The 18,952-nt window shown below is 71.3% G+C and carries 18 protein-coding genes; 11 read left to right on the forward strand and 7 right to left on the reverse strand.

From position 1 onward, the window contains the following. Positions 1–2: 2 nt before the first annotated feature. The 4 genes from efeB (at position 3) to ASD33_RS25405 (ending at position 4,957) form a co-directional block, all read left to right on the forward strand. A complete protein-coding gene (gene efeB / locus ASD33_RS25390; protein WP_056564967.1) occupies positions 3–1,274 on the forward strand; it encodes an iron uptake transporter deferrochelatase/peroxidase subunit in 1,272 nt (423 codons plus the stop codon). A gap of 147 nt (positions 1,275–1,421) precedes the next feature. After that, positions 1,422–2,357 carry a prephenate dehydratase gene (gene pheA, locus ASD33_RS25395; RefSeq protein ID WP_056564969.1) on the forward strand — a complete coding sequence of 312 codons (936 nt, stop codon included), beginning with the start codon at positions 1,422–1,424 and terminating at the stop codon, positions 2,355–2,357. Between the two features lie 507 nt (positions 2,358–2,864). Further along, a complete protein-coding gene (gene serS, locus ASD33_RS25400) occupies positions 2,865–4,154 on the forward strand; it encodes a serine--tRNA ligase (protein ID WP_056564971.1) in 1,290 nt (429 codons plus the stop codon). Continuing rightward, complete coding sequence (locus ASD33_RS25405) at positions 4,151–4,957, forward strand: HAD family hydrolase (protein WP_056564973.1); 807 nt, start codon at positions 4,151–4,153, stop codon at positions 4,955–4,957. Before serS ends, ASD33_RS25405 begins: the two co-directional genes overlap by 4 nt. Before the next feature lie 135 nt (positions 4,958–5,092). Here ASD33_RS25405 and ASD33_RS25410 read toward each other — a convergent pair whose 3' ends face one another. Together ASD33_RS25410 and lpdA are read right to left on the reverse strand one after the other, a co-directional pair. Continuing rightward, positions 5,093–5,698 carry a rhomboid-like protein gene (locus tag ASD33_RS25410; RefSeq protein ID WP_347232313.1) on the reverse strand — a complete coding sequence of 202 codons (606 nt, stop codon included), beginning with the start codon at positions 5,696–5,698 and terminating at the stop codon, positions 5,093–5,095. Between the two features lie 107 nt (positions 5,699–5,805). Then, positions 5,806–7,209 (reverse strand): dihydrolipoyl dehydrogenase, encoded by a 1,404-nt coding sequence (gene lpdA, locus ASD33_RS25415; protein WP_056564977.1) that lies wholly within the window; start codon positions 7,207–7,209, stop codon positions 5,806–5,808. A 123-nt stretch (positions 7,210–7,332) separates the two neighbouring features. On the opposite strand from lpdA, the gene ASD33_RS25420 reads away from it, so the two are divergent. Together ASD33_RS25420 and ASD33_RS25425 are read left to right on the forward strand one after the other, a co-directional pair. Further along, complete coding sequence (locus ASD33_RS25420) at positions 7,333–8,010, forward strand: FadR/GntR family transcriptional regulator (RefSeq protein WP_056564979.1); 678 nt, start codon at positions 7,333–7,335, stop codon at positions 8,008–8,010. Beyond that, positions 8,010–9,302 (forward strand): MFS transporter, encoded by a 1,293-nt coding sequence (locus ASD33_RS25425; RefSeq protein ID WP_056564981.1) that lies wholly within the window; start codon positions 8,010–8,012, stop codon positions 9,300–9,302. Before ASD33_RS25420 ends, ASD33_RS25425 begins: the two co-directional genes overlap by 1 nt. A gap of 108 nt (positions 9,303–9,410) precedes the next feature. Here the strand turns inward: ASD33_RS25425 and ASD33_RS25430 are convergent, their stop codons facing one another. From ASD33_RS25430 to ASD33_RS25445, 4 genes are read right to left on the reverse strand one after another with little or no spacing between them, the layout of a single operon-like run. After that, positions 9,411–10,130: an ABC transporter permease gene (locus ASD33_RS25430; RefSeq protein WP_056564983.1), complete on the reverse strand. Its 720-nt coding sequence runs from the start codon at positions 10,128–10,130 to the stop codon at positions 9,411–9,413. A 14-nt stretch (positions 10,131–10,144) separates the two neighbouring features. Beyond that, positions 10,145–11,056, reverse strand: coding sequence for an ABC transporter ATP-binding protein (locus ASD33_RS25435; protein ID WP_056564985.1), 912 nt, complete (start codon positions 11,054–11,056; stop codon positions 10,145–10,147). After that, positions 11,053–11,964 carry an ABC transporter permease subunit gene (locus ASD33_RS25440; RefSeq protein ID WP_056564987.1) on the reverse strand — a complete coding sequence of 304 codons (912 nt, stop codon included), beginning with the start codon at positions 11,962–11,964 and terminating at the stop codon, positions 11,053–11,055. Before ASD33_RS25440 ends, ASD33_RS25435 begins: the two co-directional genes overlap by 4 nt. After that, entirely contained in the window at positions 11,961–12,935 is a 975-nt protein-coding gene (locus tag ASD33_RS25445) for an ABC transporter ATP-binding protein (RefSeq protein WP_056564988.1), read from the reverse strand. The genes ASD33_RS25440 and ASD33_RS25445 overlap by 4 nt, the downstream gene beginning before the upstream one ends. A 352-nt stretch (positions 12,936–13,287) precedes the next feature. Between ASD33_RS25445 and ASD33_RS25450 the strand changes: the two genes are divergently transcribed. The 5 genes from ASD33_RS25450 (at position 13,288) to ASD33_RS25470 (ending at position 18,256) form a co-directional block, all read left to right on the forward strand. Continuing rightward, a complete protein-coding gene (locus tag ASD33_RS25450) occupies positions 13,288–14,133 on the forward strand; it encodes a M24 family metallopeptidase (protein ID WP_056564990.1) in 846 nt (281 codons plus the stop codon). After that, entirely contained in the window at positions 14,133–15,947 is a 1,815-nt protein-coding gene (locus tag ASD33_RS25455) for an SDR family oxidoreductase (protein WP_056564992.1), read from the forward strand. The genes ASD33_RS25450 and ASD33_RS25455 overlap by 1 nt, the downstream gene beginning before the upstream one ends. Positions 15,948–16,095: 148 nt before the next feature. After that, entirely contained in the window at positions 16,096–17,043 is a 948-nt protein-coding gene (locus ASD33_RS25460; protein ID WP_056565673.1) for a MerR family transcriptional regulator, read from the forward strand. A gap of 139 nt (positions 17,044–17,182) precedes the next feature. Continuing rightward, entirely contained in the window at positions 17,183–17,788 is a 606-nt protein-coding gene (locus tag ASD33_RS25465; RefSeq protein WP_242427264.1) for an RNA 2'-phosphotransferase, read from the forward strand. 15 nt (positions 17,789–17,803) lie between these two features. After that, positions 17,804–18,256: a hypothetical protein gene (locus tag ASD33_RS25470; RefSeq protein WP_056565676.1), complete on the forward strand. Its 453-nt coding sequence runs from the start codon at positions 17,804–17,806 to the stop codon at positions 18,254–18,256. A 42-nt stretch (positions 18,257–18,298) separates the two neighbouring features. On the opposite strand, the gene ASD33_RS25475 is transcribed toward ASD33_RS25470, so the two are convergent. Continuing rightward, a complete protein-coding gene (locus ASD33_RS25475) occupies positions 18,299–18,856 on the reverse strand; it encodes a pyridoxamine 5'-phosphate oxidase family protein (protein ID WP_079045014.1) in 558 nt (185 codons plus the stop codon). Between the last annotated feature and the right edge of the window lie 96 nt (positions 18,857–18,952).

The raw sequence follows: 18,952 nt of genomic DNA on the forward strand, positions 1-18,952 counted from the left end.
CCGTGACCGAGAACGACAACCTTGAGATCTCCCGGCGGCGCCTGCTCGGCACCGTCGGCGCGGCGGGCGCGGCCGGGCTCGTCATCGGCGCGGCCAGTGGCGTCGGCGTCTCCGCCGCCGTGTCGGGCGACGACAGCACGGCCGGGACCGGCGCCGGGGGCGCCCCGGCGCTCACCTCCGTCGGCGCGACCGAGGTGATGTTTCACGGGAAACATCAGGCCGGCATCACCACGCCCCTCCAGTCCCGGGGGCATCTGGTCGCCTTCGACCTCGCCCCGGGTGCCGGGCGCAAGGAGGCCATCGCCCTGCTGCGCCGCTGGTCGGTGACGGCGAAGACGCTGATGTCGGGGAAGGCCCCGACCGGGGACACGGGTGTCGCGCTCGACGCGGGCCCGTCCTCCCTCACGGTCACCTTCGGCTTCGGCCGTACCTTCTTCGACCGGACCGGGCTCCCCACCCGCCGTCCCTCCGCGCTCGACCCGCTCCCCGCCTTCTCCTCCGACGCGCTGGACCCCCGGCGTTCGGAGGGCGACCTGTGGGTGCAGATCGGCGCCGACGACGCGCTCGTCGCCTTCCACGCCCTGCGCGCGGTCCAGAAGGACGCGGGGGACGCGGCCCGGGTGCGCTGGCAGATGAACGGCTTCAACCGCTCGGCCGGGGCCACCGCGAAGCCGATGACCGCGCGCAATCTGATGGGCCAGGTCGACGGTACGGGGAACCCGCAGCCCAGCGAACCCGACTTCGACCGGCGGATCTTCGTGCCGGCCGGAGCCACCGGTGCGGCGGAGTGGATGGCCGGCGGTTCGTACGCGGTGGTGCGCCGGATCCGGATGCTGCTCGACGACTGGGAGAAGCTGCCGCTGGGCGAGCAGGAGCAGGTCATCGGGCGCCGGAAGTCCGACGGGGCCCCGCTCACCGGCGGTACGGAGACCACCGCGCTCGACCTGAACAAGTTCGGGCCGGACGGGAAGCTGGTCATCCCGGACAACGCCCACGCCCGGATCTCCGCCCCCGAACAGAACGGCGGAGCGGCGATGCTGCGCAGGCCGTTCTCCTTCCACGACGGCATCGGTACCGACGGGACGCCGGACGCCGGTCTCCTCTTCGTCTGCTGGCAGGCCGATCCGCTCAGGGGCTTCGTGCCGGTCCAGCGCAAGCTGGACCGGGGCGACGCGCTGTCCGCCTTCATCCGCCACGAGGCGAGCGGCCTCTTCGCGGTCCCGGGCGGCCCGGCCGAGGGCGAGTACGTGGGCCAGCGCCTCCTGGAGTCCTGACCTCCGGCCCGGCCTGCCCACCGGCAGGTACGCCCCGTCCGGCCGGCGGCCCACCGGCGAGCACGCCCCGCCGGGCCGCCGACCCACCGGCGCCTGCCTCCCGCCGGACGGGCCGCCCGGGGCTGCCGGGCCCATTAGGGTGACGGTATGTCCGCCAACCGGTACACCTATCTCGGGCCCGAGGGCACCTTCACGGAGGCCGCGCTGCGCACGCTGCCCGAGGCCGCGACGAGGGAACTCGTCCCCATGGTCTCGGTCCCGGCCGCGCTCGACGCCGTACGGAACGGGGACGCCGCCGCCGCGCTCGTGCCGATCGAGAACTCGGTCGAGGGCGGGGTGACGGCCACCCTCGACGAGCTGGCCTCCGGCAAGCCGCTGATGATCTACCGCGAGGTGCTGCTGCCGATCGCCTTCGCCCTGCTCGTCCGGCCCGGCACCAAGCTCTCCGAGATCAAGACGGTGACCGGTCACCCGGTGGCCCAGCCGCAGGTGCGGAACTGGCTGCGGGCGCATCTGCCCGAGGCCGTGTGGGAGTCGGCCGCCTCCAACGCGGACGGCGCCCGGCTCGTGCAGGAGGGCCGCTTCGACGCCGCCTTCGCGGGGGAGTTCGCGGCGGCGACGTACGGGCTCGAAGCGCTGGTCACCGAGATCCACGACGCGGAGAACGCCGAGACGCGCTTCGTGCTGGTGGGCCGGCCGGCCCGGCCGGCGGCTCCGACGGGTGCGGACAAGACCTCGGTGGTGCTGTGGCTGGGTGACGATCATCCGGGTGCCCTCCTCGAACTGCTCCAGGAATTCGCGGTGCGCGGGGTGAACCTGATGCTGATCCAGTCCCGGCCCACGGGGGCGGGGATCGGGAACTACTGCTTCGCCGTGGACGCCGAGGGCCATATCTCGGACCGCCGGGTGGGCGAGGCGCTGATGGGGCTCAAGCGGATGTGCCCCCAGGTCCGCTTCCTGGGCTCGTACCCGAGGGCGGGCGTGGAGGTCGAGGACGTACGGGCGCTGCGGCGCGGTACCTCGGACAGTGAGTTCATGGCGGCCTCCGACTGGCTGGCGAGGGCCCAGGACGGTCGGGCCTGATCAGAGGATGACCGAACGCTCCCGAAGGCGGGAGCGTTCGTCCACAGGTACGAACCACTAGTCCTACCTGCATACTTTTCAGTTACCCACAGCAGTTATCCACAGGCTCGGGGCTCGACCTGGGGACAAGTCGACAGCCCACCCCGACAAGGTCGACAAATCGCCCTAGCCACACCTTCGGGTATCCCACCTGTCCACAGCGCCGGAGCGACGCCCCTCGTCAGCACGGTTCGCCCGACCAACTCGTTGGAGCGACCGGAGCAAGCAATTCCCACCCAAATGAGTGCCTCAATGGTGTTTGATCACGGAATTCCCAGGCCCGGGGAGAGAAATCCCCGCGATCTTCTCCGTAATCCACAGATCTTCCGCACAGCCTGTGGATAACTGAATCGGTCGCCCCGCTCCCGGCATTTCCACGGGTATCAATTCGGGCGAAACGTCACGCGTGACAACACGCGTGACGTTATCCGGTGGGGGCGGGCGAACGCGCACCGGTAGCCTGGTGGGGTGATTGACCTTCGCCTGCTCCGTGAGGACCCCGACCGTGTTCGCGCCTCCCAGCGCGCCCGTGGAGAGGACGTCGCGCTCGTCGACGCCCTGCTCTCCGCCGATGAAAGGCGCAGGTCGTCCGGCGTCCGCTTCGACGAGCTCCGATCCGAGCAGAAGGCGCTCGGCAAGCTGATCCCCAGGGCCACCCCCGAGGAGCGCGCCGAGCTCCTCCAGAAGGCCGAGCAGCTCAAGACCGACGTCAAGGCCGCCGAGGCCGAGCAGAACGAGGCCGACGAGACGGCCAAGCAGCTGCTCCTCCAGCTCGGGAACATCGTCCACACGGACGTGCCCGTGGGCGGCGAGGAGGACTTCGTCGTCCTGGAGACGCACGGCACCATCCGCGACTTCGCGGCCGAGGGCTTCGAGCCCAAGGACCACCTGGAGCTGGGCGAGGCGCTCGGCGCCATCGACGTGGAGCGGGGCGCCAAGGTCTCCGGCTCGCGCTTCTACTACCTGACCGGCGTCGGCGCCCTGCTGGAACTCGCCCTGGTCAACGCCGCCATCGCGCAGGCCACCGAGGCCGGCTTCATCCCCATGCTGACCCCGGCGCTGGTCCGTCCGCGCGCCATGGAGGGCACCGGATTCCTCGGCCAGGCCGCGGAGAACGTGTACCACCTGGAGAAGGACGACTACTACCTCGTCGGCACGTCCGAGGTGCCCCTCGCGGCGTACCACATGGACGAGATCATCGACGCGGACAAGCTGCCGCTGCGGTACGCGGGCTTCTCGCCCTGCTTCCGCCGCGAGGCCGGAACGTACGGCAAGGACACCCGCGGCATCTTCCGCGTCCACCAGTTCGACAAGGTCGAGATGTTCTCGTACGTCGCGCCGGAGGACGCCGAGGCCGAGCACAAGCGCCTCCTGGACTGGGAGAAGCAGTGGCTGACCGGTCTTGAGCTGCCCTTCCAGGTGATCGACGTCGCCACCGGCGACCTCGGTGCCTCCGCCTCCCGCAAGTTCGACTGCGAGGCGTGGATCCCGACCCAGGGCAAGTACCGCGAGCTGACCTCGGCCTCGAACTGCGACAGCTTCCAGGCCCGTCGCCTCTCCGTCCGCATGCGCGACGAGCAGGGCGGCAAGAAGACCGTGCAGCCGCTGGCCACCCTGAACGGCACGCTGTGCGCCGTACCGCGCACGATCGTGGCGATCCTGGAGAACCACCAGCTGCCCGACGGTTCGGTGCGGGTGCCCGAGATGCTGCGCCCCTACCTCGGCGGCCGTGAGGTCCTGGAGCCGATCGCCAAGTGAGTCCCTTCCCCTACCGCCTGGTCGCGACGGATCTCGACGGCACGCTGCTGCGCGCCGACGAGTCCGTCTCGGACCGTACGCGGGACGCGCTCGCCGCCGTCACGGCGGCGGGCGCCGCGCACATCGTCGTCACCGGCCGGGCGGTGCCCTGGACCCGGCACATCCTGGACGACCTCGGCTACGAGGGCATCGCGGTGTGCGGGCAGGGCGCGCAGGTCTACCACGCGGGCGAGCACCGGCTGCTCACCTCGCTGACCCTGGACCGGCAGCTGGCCGGGCTCGCCCTCTCCAAGATCGAGGCGGAGGTGGGCCCGCTGGCGCTCGCCGCGAGCCGTGACGGTCTGGAGGGCGAGGTCCTGATCGGCCCCGGCTACCAGGCCCAGGAGGGCCCGCTGCCGTACGTGCCGTACGAGGACCCGGCGGAGGTGTGGTCGGCACCGCTGACCAAGCTCTACATCCAGCACCCGACGCTCAGCGACGACGAGCTGGCCCGGGCCGCCCGGGAGACCGTCGGCGGCCTGGTGGACATCGTCATGGCCGGTCCCGGCGTCGTGGAGATCCTTCCGCTCGGTCTGAGCAAGGCGACGGGCCTGTCGCTCGCGGCGCGCCGGCTGGGCGTGAAGGCCGCGGAGACGATCGCGTTCGGCGACATGCCGAACGACATCCCGATGTTCGGCTGGGCGGCCCACGGCGTGGCCATGGGCAACGCGCACGCCGAGCTGCGGGCGGTGGCGGACGAGGTGACCGCCTCCAACGAGGAGGACGGCATCGCCGTCGTCCTGGAGCGCCTGCTGACGGTCTGACCCGCCGTCGGGAGATGACCCGACCCGCCTTCGGGAAGGGATCGGTAAAGGAGAAGGGGCGGCCCGCGCGGACACGTCCGCGCGCTCGAAGTGGCCGCCCCTCCTTCCGGGGGATCCCCCGTGCCCCCCGTACAACTAGTGTGCGGCGGGCCCCCGTTCGCGGTCGAACGGTTTTCCGCGGGTGAGCGGGTAGCAGGCCAGGCCGATCGCGAGCGAGATCAGGTGCCCGAGGTCGGTGTACGTGCGGTCGGCGGCGAACGGTACGAGGAAGAAGGCCAGGACCGCCGCGAGGTAGAGCCAGCGCCAGGGGCGGGCCAGCCGGTAGGTGAGGATGCCCGCGGAGGCGGCGAGCCCGTAACTCACCCCGATGTCGACGACGTGCGCCATGCTGCGCGGCACGTCGTGGAGGCGGATCGCCACCAGGACGACCTGCTGGCTGACGAGGGTCGCCGCGATGTGCGCCGTGGCGACGGTGAAGAGCCATTTCACGGTGCCGAGCCAGCGTTCCACGGGGGCGTGGAGCAGCTCGAAGAGGACCGCGTACAGCAGGAGGTCCGCCGGGTCCTCGATCCAGAACGCGCTGCCGAGCAGGGCCCGGAGCGGGTGGTGCGCGAGCTGGTGGAGGTTGCTGCTGTTGCGGTGGAGCAGATAGGTGTCCAGGCCCTCGGGGGACAGCGCGATGACGAGGCTGGTGATCGCGATGACGAGGAGCCAGAGATGCGTACCGGGTGACGAACGCACCCACGACCTGATCGGTCGGGACGGTTCGCCACCCGGCGGCGGTCCGCTGTTTCCACTGGCTTCGGTCGGCACCTTTCAGTGCCTATCACCCGAAGCTGGGAGAAACCTCAGAAATTGATCATGTGTCCGGCAATGCCGTGGATCGCTTCCTTCACGGCCTCGCCCAGCGTCGGGTGCGCGTGGACGTTCCGCGCGACCTCGTGGACGGTGAGGTCCCACTGCTGGGCCAGCGTCAGCTCGGGCAGCAGCTCGGTGACGTCGGGGCCGATCAGGTGGGCGCCGATGATCTCGCCGTGGGTGCCGTCGGCGATGATCTTGACGAAGCCGGTGGCGTCGCCGAGACCGTGCGCCTTGCCGTTCGCGACGAAGGGGAACTTGGCGACCTTGACGTCGAAGCCCTTCTCGCGGGCCTGCGCCTCGGTCCAGCCGAAGCTGGCGATCTGCGGCTGGCAGTAGGTCGCGCGCGGGATCATCGGGTAGTCGAGCTCCATGGTCTCCGCGTCGCCGATGGTCTCGGCGGCGATGACGCCCATGGCCTCGGCGGTGTGCGCGAGCATCAGCTTCGCGGTGACGTCACCGATGGCGTAGATGTGCGGCACGGAGGTGCGGCAGCGGCCGTCGACGTCGATCGCACCGCGCTCGGTGAGGGCGACGCCGGTCGCCTCCAGGCCGTAGCCGGTGACGTTCGGGGCGAAGCCGATGGCCTGCAGGACCTTGTCGGCCTCCAGGACCTTCTGGACGCCGTCCTTGCCGGTGACGGTGACGCGGACCTGCGGGCCGGACTCGTCGATGGCCTCGACGCGGGTCGAGGTGAGGACGTCGATGCCGAGCTTGCGGTACTGCTTCGCCAGCTCCTTGGAGACCTCTTCGTCCTCCAGCGGCGCGATGCGGTCGAGGAACTCGACGATCGTGACCTTGGTGCCGTAGTTGTTGAGGACGTACGCGAACTCGATGCCGATCGCGCCGGCGCCGGCGATGACGATCGACTGGGGGGCGTCCTCGGCGAGGATCTGCTCCTCGTACGACACGACGCGCTCGCTGCGGGCGGTGCCGGGGAGCAGGCGCGGGGTGGCGCCGGTGGCGATGATGCAGTTGTCGAAGGTGATCGTCTCCGAGGTGCCGTCGGACTTGGCCACCTGGAGGGTGTTCGCGTCGAGGAAGGTGCCCCGGCCGTCGAACTCCGTGATCCCGTTCTTCTTCATCAGGAAGTGGACACCCTTGACGCGGCCGTCCGCGACCGAGCGGCTGCGGCGGAACGCCTCGCTGTAGTCGAAGGAGACCGTGCCGTCGACCTTGATGCCGAAGGTCTTCGCCTCGTGGTTGAAGATGTGGGCGAGTTCGGCGTTGCGCAGCAGTGCCTTGGTGGGGATGCAGCCGACGTTCAGGCAGACACCGCCCCAGTACTTCTCCTCGACGACCGCGACCCGCTTGCCCAGCTGGGCGGCGCGGATGGCGGCGACGTAGCCGCCGGGGCCAGCTCCGAGTACGACGACGTCGAAGCGGTCTGACATGGCTGACTCCCGAAGGTGGTGAGGGTGTTCGGTCCGCGTACGGCCCCACAGTAGTCGGGAGTCCCCCGGGCGGTCAGTTGTAGGATGACTGGGCAACCGGGCAAATGGAGGGGTCGGAACGACATGGCACTCAGAGCTGCGGGGCGTACCTCGCTGGTGGATTCCGTGGTGGACCAGCTGCGTACGCAGCTCGCGGACGGCGAGTGGGCGGTCGGCGACCGCATCCCGACCGAGCACGAGCTCGCCCAGCAGCTCGGCGTCGGCCGCAACACCGTCCGCGAGGCCGTCCGGGTCCTGGTCCACGCGGGTCTCCTGGAGTCCCGGCAGGGCAACGGCACCTTCGTCAGGTCGACCGCCGACCCGGCCGCCGTCCTGCGCGAGGTCCGGCACGCGGGCGCCGCCGACGTCCTCGAACTGCGCGTCGCCCTGGAGGCCGAGGCGGCCCGGCTCGCGGCGGCCCGGCGGGACACCCACGACCTGCTGCGGCTGCGGGCGGCCCTGACCGGTCTGCGCGAGGAGGGCGACCGGGACGCGGACGCGGACCTCGCCTTCCACCTCGCGGTCGTCGGCGCCACGCACAACGCGGCCTTCGTCGAGGTGTACCGGTTCTTCTCCGCGCAGGTCCACGACGTCCTGGTGACGGCCCTCGGCGACCGGGAGATGCCCCCGGTCGACATCGACGCCCACGAGGCCCTGGTCGCCGCGATCGAGACGGGCGACCCCGAAGCGGCGGAGCGGCATGCCCGCGAGCTGCTGCGGGCGCCCATGGAGACGGTCGCGGCGCTGACGGAGGGCTCCTGATGAGCGACGGAACCCGTACGACGGAGCCGGCGAACGCCCCGGCGCCCCTGCTCGTCGACGCCGAGGCCGGGGTCGAGCCGACGGCGGCGGGGAGGGCGGCCCGGCGGGCACTGCTCGCGCATCCGGCGCTGCTGCTCGTCGGGATCGTGCTGGCCTCGCTGAACATGCGGGCCGCGCTCGCGAGCGTGGCGCCCCTGGTCGGCGAGATATCCGCCGACTACGGGCTCTCCTCGACGGCCAGCTCCCTGGTGACCTCGGTGCCGGTGCTCTTCCTCGGCCTGGGCGCGCTGGTGGCGCCGTGGCTGGGCCGCCGCTTCGGCGCCGAGCGGGTCCTCTTCGCGGCCCTGCTGCTGCTCGCCGTCGGCATCCTCGCGCGCCTGCTGCCCTCCGCGTACGCGCTGTACGGCGGCGGCGTCCTCGTCGGCACCGCCATCGCCCTGCTCAACGTGCTCATGCCGGGCCTGGTCAAGCGGGACTTCCCCGACCGGGCCGCGACGATGACCTCGGTCTACACGGGCGCGATGGTCGCCGGGGCCACGATGGCGGCGGCGGCCGCGGTGCCGCTGGAGAAGGCGCTCGGCGGCGGCTGGGAGGCCTCGCTCGGCGTCTGGTCGCTGCTCGCCGCGGTGGCCGCCCTCGCCTGGCTGCCCATGGTGCTGATCGCCCGGGGCCGTACCGGCCACGAGGTACGGGCCGTCCCGGCCGCCGGCGCCGCCCGCCCGGTGAACCTCTGGCGCTCGGCCCTCGCCTGGCAGGTCACGCTGTTCATGGGCCTGCAGTCGCTCTGGTCGTACGTGCTGATCGCCTGGATGCCGACGATCCTCACCGACCACGGGCTGAGCCGCTCCACGGCCGGTGTCGTCTTCGCCTTCAACAACCTGGTCCAGATCGCGGGCGCCTTCGTGGTGCCCGTGCTCGCCGGCCGGATGCGGAGCCAGCGGCCGCTGATCGTGCTGGTCACCGCCCTGGTCGCGGCCGGTTACGCCGGTCTGATGGTGGCTCCCGCGGAAGGCGCCTGGCTGTGGTCGGCGCTCCTCGGCGTCGGCCAGGGCGGTGCGCTCGGCCTCGCCCTGACCCTGATCGTGCTGCGCTCCGGGGACGCGACGACCGCGGCCCGGCTCTCCGGGATGGCCCAGACGGTCGGCTATCTGATGGCCGCGGTCGGTCCGATCGCCGCCGGCGCCCTCCACCAGGCCACCGGCTCCTGGACCCTGCCGATCAGCCTGGTCCTCGCCGTCTGCGCCACCGCCACCGGCGTGGGACTGCTCGCCGCGCGGAACCGGACGGTCTGAGGAACGGCAGCCGCGGTACGTCTCCGGGGGCGGGCTCCCGGGACAGGGCGCCCGCCCCCGGAGCCGTACCGCCGCTTCCCCGGTCCCGTACCGCCGCTTCCCGGGTTCCTACTCCTCGCCCGCCAGTCTCAGCTTGCTGAGCTTGTAGCCGGCGAACCAGGTCGCCACGACCGTGACCGCCGCGAGGAGGACCACCGCCGTCGTCAGGCCGACCTCGGAGGTGACCAGTCCGTCGCCGGTGACCTTCTGCGCCAGGGCGAGCGCCCACTGCTGCACGCTCAGGGTCTTTGCGCCGGCGATCAGGGAGCCGAACAGGGCCTCCCACACCAGGGCGTAGACCAGGCCGATGACCACCGCGTGCCTGCTGATCGTGCCGAGCAGCAGGAACAGCGCGCTGTACGCGATGGAGGCCACCAGCGCCGCCACCGTGTACGCCACGGCCACCTGCTGGCCGTTGCCGTTGAGGATGAATCCGGCGATGAACGTCGGCACCGCCGAGAAGACCATCGTCACCGCGACGGCCACGATCAGCTTCGTGAAGATGATCGTGGGCCGCTTCACCGGCTTCGACAGCAGATAGACGATCGAGCCGTCGTCGATCTCGGGGCCGATCGCGCCCGTACCGGCGATCACACCGATCAGCGGCACCATCGTGGCGAGCGCGAAGCCGCCGAGGACATCGGCCGCGGTCTGGTCGTCCGGGCCGTTGAAGCCGCGGACCGCCGCCGCGATGAGCAGCAGCATGCCGGGCAGCAGGAAGAGGATCAGCGCCCTGCGGCGGCCGAGGAGAGCCCGGTAGGTGAGCCGGGCGACTGTGGGGTTGTACATCGGTCAGGCTCCTTTCAGGCCGCGACGAGGTACGAGAAGACCGATTCGAGGGACTCGTCCGAGGGCGAGACCGTCAGGAGACGGATCCCCCGCTCGCGCGCGACCTTCGGCAGCAGTTCCGTGAACCGCCCGAAGTCGACCGCCTGCACGCGCAGACCGCCCTCCGCGTGGTCGACCTCGATCCCGGCCGTGGACGGGTCGGCGATCAGTGCGGCGGCGAGCGCCCGGTCGTCGCTGGAGCGGACCAGGTAGCGGTGCGGCCGGTCCGTCATCAGCCGGCGGATCTTGCGGAAGTCACCGGAGGCCGCGTGCCGTCCGGCCACGATCACCTCGATGTGGGAGGCCAGCTGCTCGACCTCCTCCAGGATGTGCGAGGAGAACAGGACCGTGCGGCCGTCCGCGCCCATCCGCCGCAGCAGGTCCATCAGCTGCATGCGCTGGCGCGGGTCCATGCCGTTGAACGGCTCGTCGAGCAGCAGCACCGACGGCTCGTGGACGAGGGCCGAGGCCATCTTCACGCGCTGCCGCATGCCCTTGCTGTACGTGGAGATCTTGCGGTCCTGGGCGTACTCCATCTCGACCGTGGCCAGGGCCTGCTGGGCCTCCTTGGCGCCGAGGCCCTGCAGCTCCGCGTTGGCCAGGACGAACTCACGGCCGGTCAGGAAGTCGTACATCGCCTCCCGCTCGGGCACGACACCGATCTCGCGGTAGACCGACTCGTTCCCCCAGATCGTCTTCCCGTCCAGGGTGACGGTGCCGGTGGAGGGGTCGAGGAAGCCGCCCATCATGTTGATGAGGGTGGACTTCCCGGCGCCGTTCGGGCCGAGGAGGCCGGTGACGCCCGGCCCCACCGTCATCGTGATGTCGTTCACGGCCACGACGTTCCCGAACCAGCGGGAGACGTGGTCGATGTGGAGCGTTGTCACAGCCCGACCTTTCGGTAGCGGCGCATCAGGATGCCGTACGAGGCGGCGATGAGCGCGAGGACGACCAGCAGATAGACCACGCCGACACCGGCCCCCGGGCCTCCGAGCTCGGGGAACATGGGGGGTGCGCCCAGGAAGGCGGTCTGCACGCCGTCGATGAGGGTGATCGGCGAGAACAGGCCGAGCCACTCGATGGCGCCCTTGTTCTCCGTGGCGTACGCGATGCCCATGAGCGTCGAGACCGCCCCGTAGGAGATCGTCAGGACGCCGATCACGGCGGCGACGCCGAAGCCGCGGCGCGGGGTCAGCGCCGCCATGACCAGCCCGATGCCGCCGAAGAGCAGCGAGAGCAGCGCCACGGAGACGAGCCCCTGGCCGAACATTCTGGTCTGCTCGGCGAAGTCCATCTTGGCGAGCATCGAGCCGATCCACATGATCAGCAGCGGCACGGCCGTGAGGATGAAGAGCGCCGAGGCCATCGCGCCGTACTTGGCGAGGACGTAGTCCGCGCGCTCGATCGGGCGGGAGAAGTACAGCGGCACGGTCCTGAACCGGAGGTCGCGGGAGACCGACTGCGGGGCCTGCGAGGCCAGGTAGATGCCGATGACGACCTGGAGGAAGATCGCGTACTGCGTGTACTCGATCGACAGCTTGGACTGCTTGGTGAAGACCGCGATGGCGACGATGATCAGCGCCGGGACGCACATCACGCCGAAGAGCAGCATCGGCAGCACCTTGGACTTGGCACTGCGGCCCAGGCCGTACGCGCCGCGCAGGGACTGCGAGAACAGCGACCTGCGCGCGTACGACCGGCCGAGGCGCGGCCCGTCGTACGTCCGGTAGCCGATGTTGTGGATCCGGGTCGTGTCGGGAGCGGCCTGGGAGGGCTGCGGGGTCTGTGTGCTCATCGGGCCGGCACCTCCTCGTGCTGCGGGGACGCCTCGGCGGCTTCCGGCTGGAAGACCTCGGCGATGTGGTGGCGGCGCTGCTCCATGCGGACGAGACCGAGACCGAGGTCCGAGACGGTGTCCCGCACGAGGTCGTACGTCTCCTCGCCGGGCGCTTCCAGGAGCAGGATGTGCCCGGCGCCGGGCAGACCGTCCTCCACGCCCGCGTGGAGGACGACACCCGCGGTGGTGAGGGCCGCGCGGAGCGCCGCCGTGCCGTCGGGGTGGGTGTCGGAGTCGGTGACCTCGACCGCGAGCGTCGTGGTGCGGCGGGTGAAGTCGCTGGTGGAACTGGAGCGGAGGAGCCGGCCGCCGTCGATGACGACGACGTGGTCGCAGGTCCGCTCCAGCTCGCCGAGGAGGTGGGAGGTGACGAGGACGGAGATGCCGAAGTCGGTCCAGACCCGGCGGATCAGTCCCAGCATCTCGTCGCGGCCGACCGGGTCCAGGCCGTTCGTCGGCTCGTCGAGGAGGACCAGCTTCGGGTCGTGGACCAGGGCCTGGGCGAGCTTCACCCGCTGTTTCATGCCCGTCGAGTAGCCGCCCATGGGGCGGTACCGCTCCTCGTACAGACCGACGTGGCGCAGGGTGTCGGCGGTCCGCTCGCGGGCGGCGGTCGCGGGCAGGCCGGACATCCGCGCCATGTGGACGACGAACTCGGTGGCCGAGACGTCCGGCGGGAGGCAGTCGTGCTCGGGCATGTATCCCACGCGCTCACGGATCTCTGCGCCGGACGTCCGCACGTCCAGGCCCAGGACCTCGGCGCGGCCCTCCGTGGCGGGGGAGAGTCCGAGCAGGATCTTGATCATGGTGGACTTGCCGGCTCCGTTGGCACCCACGAGTCCGGTCACACCGGGCCCGATGTCCAGGGAGAGCCGGTCAAGCGCGGTCACCCGGGGGAACCGCTTGCTGAGGCTTTCGGTCGCGATCACAGTCACCCCTCGAAGGTAGTGGTGTGCGCCACAGCGGTCGTCAGCCCAACGGCTCGATCCTTCTCCGACCAGAGGAGTACAAGCCAGTAGGGGAGGTCGCGACGAAAGTCTTTTTCCCCGGGCTTCCGGCAGGGCGGGGCCCGGGCCGCGGGACGGCGGGCGGGGCGGCGCACGGGACGGCGGCGGCCGACTTCCGGGATGGCGGGCTGGCGGCTTCCGGGATGGCGAGCGGGCGGTTTTCCACAGGGCTCGGTCGGGCCCCTTGACGCAGCCGCCGAGCATTGTCACATTCATCGGTGTCAAGTTACGGACGCGTAGCGCAGTCGGGCGCTCACACGGGACGGCGGGTGGCATGGCCTCAGCAGTGACAGGGGAACTCTCCGCGGAGCTGCGGGGGTTCAAGGAGACGCAGCGGCTCGCCTACGAGTGCGCCGAGGCCGTCGCGGCGCAGCTCAAACCGGGGGTGACCGAGCGCGAGGCCGCCCGGATGCAGCGGGAGTGGCTGTACGAGCGAGGGGTGCGGGACTGGTTCCACCGGCCCTTCGCCTGGTTCGGCGACCGCACGGCCTTCGTCGACTTCAAGATCCCGCTGCAGTTCTTCCCGACCAACAAGCGCCTGGAAGCGGGGATGCCGTTCATCCTCGACATGGCCCCGGTCCACAAGGGACACACGGCCGACATCGGCTACAGCGGCTGCCTGGGCCTCAACCCCCTGCACGACAAGCTGCTCGCCGACCTCCGGGACCACCGCGAACTGATCCTGCGCGAGGTGCGCGAGCGCCGCACGCTCCGCGAGATCTACCAGGACGTCGACCGGCTCATGGTCCGCCAGGGGTACGCCAACCGGCACCGGGCCTACCCCTTCGGCGTCATAGCCCACAAGATCGACCGGGTGAAGGAGCGCCGCTGGTCGCCGACGGTGTTCGGCTTCGGCACCCAGGCGCTCAAGGGCCTCGCGAGCGACGCCCTGCACGGGCACCGGGACGGCTGGTCGCCGCTCTGGTCGCCGTACACGTTCTCCGACCACGAGCCGCAGCCGGGCCTGTGGGCGGTCGAGCCGCACCTCGGATTCCGGGGTACGGGCGCGAAGTTCGAGGAGATCCTGGTCGTCACCGACTCCCGGGACCCCGAGCAGAGCGCGTTCTGGCTGGACGACGATCTGCCGCACGTGCGGCGCTGGAACGAGGGGACGGTCTGATGGCGGGGCACAACGGTCCGACGGCGGGGCTCGAAGGGGCGCGGGAGCGCTGGGTGCGGACGGGCGGGATCGAGCTGTGCGTCGCCGAGCTCGGCGACGCGGACCGGCCCACCGTCCTCCTCGTCCACGGCTACCCGGACTCCAAGGAGGTGTGGTCGGAGGTCGCGGGCCGCCTCGCGGAGGACTTCCACGTGGTGCTGTACGACGTCCGGGGCCACGGTCGGTCCACGGCGCCGGCTCCGCTGCGCGGCGGCTTCACCCTGGAGAAGCTGACGGACGACTTCCTGGCGGTCGCGGACGCCGTCAGCCCGGACCGGCCGGTCCACCTCGTCGGCCACGACTGGGGCTCCGTGCAGTCCTGGGAGTTCGTCACGGTCGCGCGCACCGAGGGCCGGATCGCCTCCTTCACCTCGATGTCCGGCCCTTCCCTCGACCACTTCGGTCACTGGATCAAGCGGCGGATGACCCGGCCGACCCCGCGCCGGGTGGGCCAGCTCCTCGGCCAGGGCGCCAAGTCCTGGTACGTGTACATGCTGCACACGCCCGTCCTGCCGGAGCTCGCCTGGCGCGGGCCGCTCGGCAGGCGCTGGCCGAAGATCCTGGAGCGCGTCGAGAAGGTCCCCGCCGGTGACTACCCGACCCCGTCGCTGCCGAACGACGCGGCGAACGGCGCCTGGCTCTACCGGGACAACGTCCGCGCCCGCCTGGGCAGGCCGCGGCCCGACGCGTACGCGCACGCGCCCGTGCAGCTGATCACGCCGACCGGGGACGCGTTCCTCTCCGAGCGGCTCTACGACGACCTGGGCAGCTGGGTGCCGGACCTGACCCGGCGCACGATCCCCGCCAAGCACTGGGTGCCCCGCACCCGTCCCGACCAGCTCGCCGCATGGATCGGCGACTTCGTCCGGGCCCACGAGGGACCGGCGGCCGGGGCACCGAAGCCGGTCGCGGGGACGGCTGCGAAGAGCGGGGTGAGGCCGGAGTACGCGGAGCGGTTCGGCGGCCGGCTGGTGCTGGTGACCGGGGCGGCCAGCGGCATCGGGCGGGCCACGGCCTTCGCGTTCGCGGAGGCGGGTGCCCGGGTGGTGGCCGTCGACCGGGACTCCGAGGGCGCGGTCCGCACGGCCGAGATGGCACGGCTGATCGGGGCCCCCGAGGCCTGGGGCGAGACCGTCGACGTCGCCGACGAGCAGGCGATGGAGAAGCTGGCCGCCAAGGTGGCGAGCGAGTACGGGATCGTCGACGTCCTCGTCAACAACGCGGGCATCGGGCTCACCGGCTCCTTCTTCGACACGACGAGCGAGGAGTGGAAACGGGTCCTCGACGTCAATCTGTGGGGCGTGATCCACGGGTGCCGGGTCTTCGGCGCCCAGATGACCGCGCGCGGCCAGGGCGGTCACATCGTGAACACCGCGTCCGCCGCCGCGTTCCAGCCGTCCCGCGCCCTGCCGGCGTACAGCACGTCGAAGGCGGCGGTGCTGATGCTCAGCGAGTGCCTGCGCGCCGAACTGGCCGACCAGGGCATCGGGGTGTCCGCGATCTGCCCCGGCATCGTCAACACCAACATCACGGCGACCGCGCGGTTCGCGGGAGTCACGGACGAGGCGGAGGAGAAGCGGCGGCAGCGGAAGGCGTCCCGGCTGTACGGCCTGCGGAACTACCCGCCGGAGAAGGTCGCGGACGCGATCCTGGGCGCGGTGCTGCACGACCGCGCGGTGGTCCCGGTGACCCCCGAGGCCCGAGGGGCGCACTTCATCTCCCGGCTGAGCCCGGGAGTGCTGCGGGCGTTCGCACGGTGGCAGCCGCCGGCGTAGCGACGGGGGCGGCGGCGAAGGCCGGGGCGGGTGGCCGGTGTGGGTCGGGCAGCCCGCGCGGGGCCGGGGGCGCGGCGGCGGTCGTACGATCCCTTGCGGAAGGGGCCTCGCGGCGGCGGGGTGGAGCGAGCGGTCGGTGGGAGCGGTTTTGTCCGAGCAGTCAGCACAGCCGGAGTACCGGATCGAGGATCTCGCCCATCACAGCGGGGCCACGGTCCGGACGATCCGCGCCTACCAGGACCGCGGGCTGTTGCCCCGCCCGGAGCGACGGGGCAGGTCGAACGTATATGGGGACGCCCATCTGGCGCGGCTCCGGCAGATCGCCGACCTCCTCGACCGGGGCTACACCCTGGCCTCGATCAAGGAACTCCTGGAGGCCTGGGACACCGGCCGGGGCCTCGGCGGGGTGCTCGGACTCGTCGCGGAGGTGCACGGCCCGTGGACGGACGAGGAGGCGGACCGGATCTCCCGCGCGGAACTGGACGCCCGATTCGGCGGCACACCGGACGAGGCGGCGATTCTGGAGGCCGTCGAGCTCGGCGTACTGGAGCGGCTCCCGGACCGGGAGACCGAGGAGTACCTCGTACCGAGCCCCCAGGAACTCGCGGTGGCGGCCGAGTTGTACGCGGCCGGGGTGCCGCTCGCGGCAATCACCGGGCACCTGAGGGAACTTCGGGACCAGGTCGAGCACATAGCGGCCCGTTTCCTGGAGTTCACCACCGAGTACGTCTTCGCGCGCTATCTGGAGCACCGCCCGCCGACGGACGCGGACGCGGCCGAGGCGGCGACGATGGTACGGCGGCTGCGGCCGCTCGCCCAGCAGACGGTGGACGCCGAACTCGCTCGGGCCATGCGCCTGCTGGCGACCCGGCACCTCCAGCTGCATCTGTCGCCGGAGGCGGCCGCCGTGAAGGACGACGAGCCGCGCCCGGTGGCTCTACCGGCAGGAACCGTCAGGGCCGTTCAGGGTCTGGTGGGTCCCGAGGGCGTCGCGGCCTTCGTCGCGGCGGCCACGGAACGAGAGGTCCACAAAAGGACATTGGACGCACTCACCGCAACTCATACAATTGAGGGTGAAGTTACCCAATACCCCTGATAAGGCAGTGCAGTTGTCCACAGAATCCTCAACTCGCCTGTGGATAAGCCACTTTGGCTGTGGATCAAACATCGCCCGCTGAAATCGTCGGCCGGGAAATCGATGGCTCCGGAAATCCTCGCTCCGGCATCCTGACGGCATGAACGGAACCGACGGAAGCGACAGAACGAACAGAACGAACGGGCCGGCACGAGGACAGTCGCCGGACGAGCGCCGCACGGTGAAGGTCTCGAAGTACCTCTCCAAGCACCTGCGCCACCAGCCCGAACGCATCGGACTCGTCCTCGACGCCCACGGCTGGACCGAGATCGAGGCACTGCTCCGAGCCACCGCGCGCAACGGCTTCGTGATCACCCGCGAGGAACTCGACCACGTCGTCGCGACCAACGACAAGAAGCGCTTCGCGATCGAGGGCACCCGCATCCGGGCCAGCCAGGGCCACACCGTCGCGGTGGACCTGGACCTGCCGCCCGCGGAACCGCCCGCGTACCTCTACCACGGTACGGTCGCGGCCCTGCTCCCCGCGATCCGGGCGGAGGGGCTGCGCCCCATGGCCCGCCACCACGTGCACCTCTCCCCCGACCGCGAGACCGCGACCCGGGTCGGCGCCCGCCGGGGCCGGCCGGTGGTGCTCAGCGTCGACGCCGGAGCGATGCACCGGGCCGGCCATGTGTTCCGCGTCAGCGCCAACGGCGTCTGGCTGGCCGATCTCGTACCGCCGGAGTTCCTGCGTTTTCCCGGCTGAGGCATGATCGCCCCCATGGCACACCCGCACCTGCCCACCACCGAAGCGGCCGTCGTCGCGATCCGTGAGATCGCCCAGGAGTTCAACCTGGAGATGACGGTGACCGACGACATCGGCGCGGACCGGACGTCCCGGCGCATCTCGTCCGGCGCCTTCGCCGTCCTCGACGCGGACGGTTCGCTGCCGCACGAGGCGTACGTGGAACTGGGGGGCTCCCCCTCGGTCACGGTCCAGATCTTCCCCGAGGACGACGCCAGGATCATCGTGGAGGGCGTCACGTTCGAGGACGTGCCCCGCGACGCGGTCCCCGCCTTCGTCCGCTCCCTCCACAGTGGCCTGGCCCATGTGCAGGGTCGTTTCTTCCCGCCCGGCTGGCGGCTGGTCGTCCCGCTGCCCGGCGACGAGACCTACAAGGAACTCGTCCCCGGCGTCTCCCTCACCCCGTGGATGAGCCGCCACACCCGCTGACCGCACCCGCCGATCACGGCGGTGCGACCGCGGCGGTGCGGCTCAGGCCAGCCAGTCGCCGTCCCGCATCAGTTCACGACCGCGCAGTTCGTCCGCCTCGCGCCAGGCCTGGACACGGCGCGGGGTGATGCGGAACCAGTGGTACGCCGTGGTCAGCGCGCCCGGGTCGAAGCCGGTGCGCGCGGCGAAGCGCTTCCTGCGCTCCTCCGGCAGCGCGGCCATCTCCAGCACCTCGACATCACCGTCGATCATGGTCACGTCGCGGGTGGGTCCGAGCGCGAGCCGGGCGGTCCGGGTGGCCGCCAGGTTCCGGCCGGTCGGACTGTCCGCCGGGGTCGCCACGACCAGGGCGGTCCCGTCCCAGTCGAAGGACAACGGCACCAGATACGGCACGCCGTCCGCCGAGGCACTGGCGACCCAGACGTCGACGTCGTGCTCCAGACGGTGCGCGGTGTCGCCCCGGCGCACGGCACGGGAACGGGGGCCGGGGGCTGCGGAGGCCTCGCCCGTAACGCCTGCCTCGCCCGTACCACCCGCATCGCTGCCCTCGGCGGCCCCGCCGGCCCCGCTGGCCCGGCTCGTACCGTTGGTCTCGCTCATCGATCCCGCTCCCTCCGTCGCGTGCAATGAGCACAGTTTCCCCATACGGGGTGGGGCCCGCCCGCGTATTCGGAGGTCCGGATCCCGGTCCACGCG

The sequence above is a fragment of the Streptomyces sp. Root1304 genome (genome assembly GCF_001426405.1).
Taxonomy (GTDB): domain Bacteria; phylum Actinomycetota; class Actinomycetes; order Streptomycetales; family Streptomycetaceae; genus Streptomyces.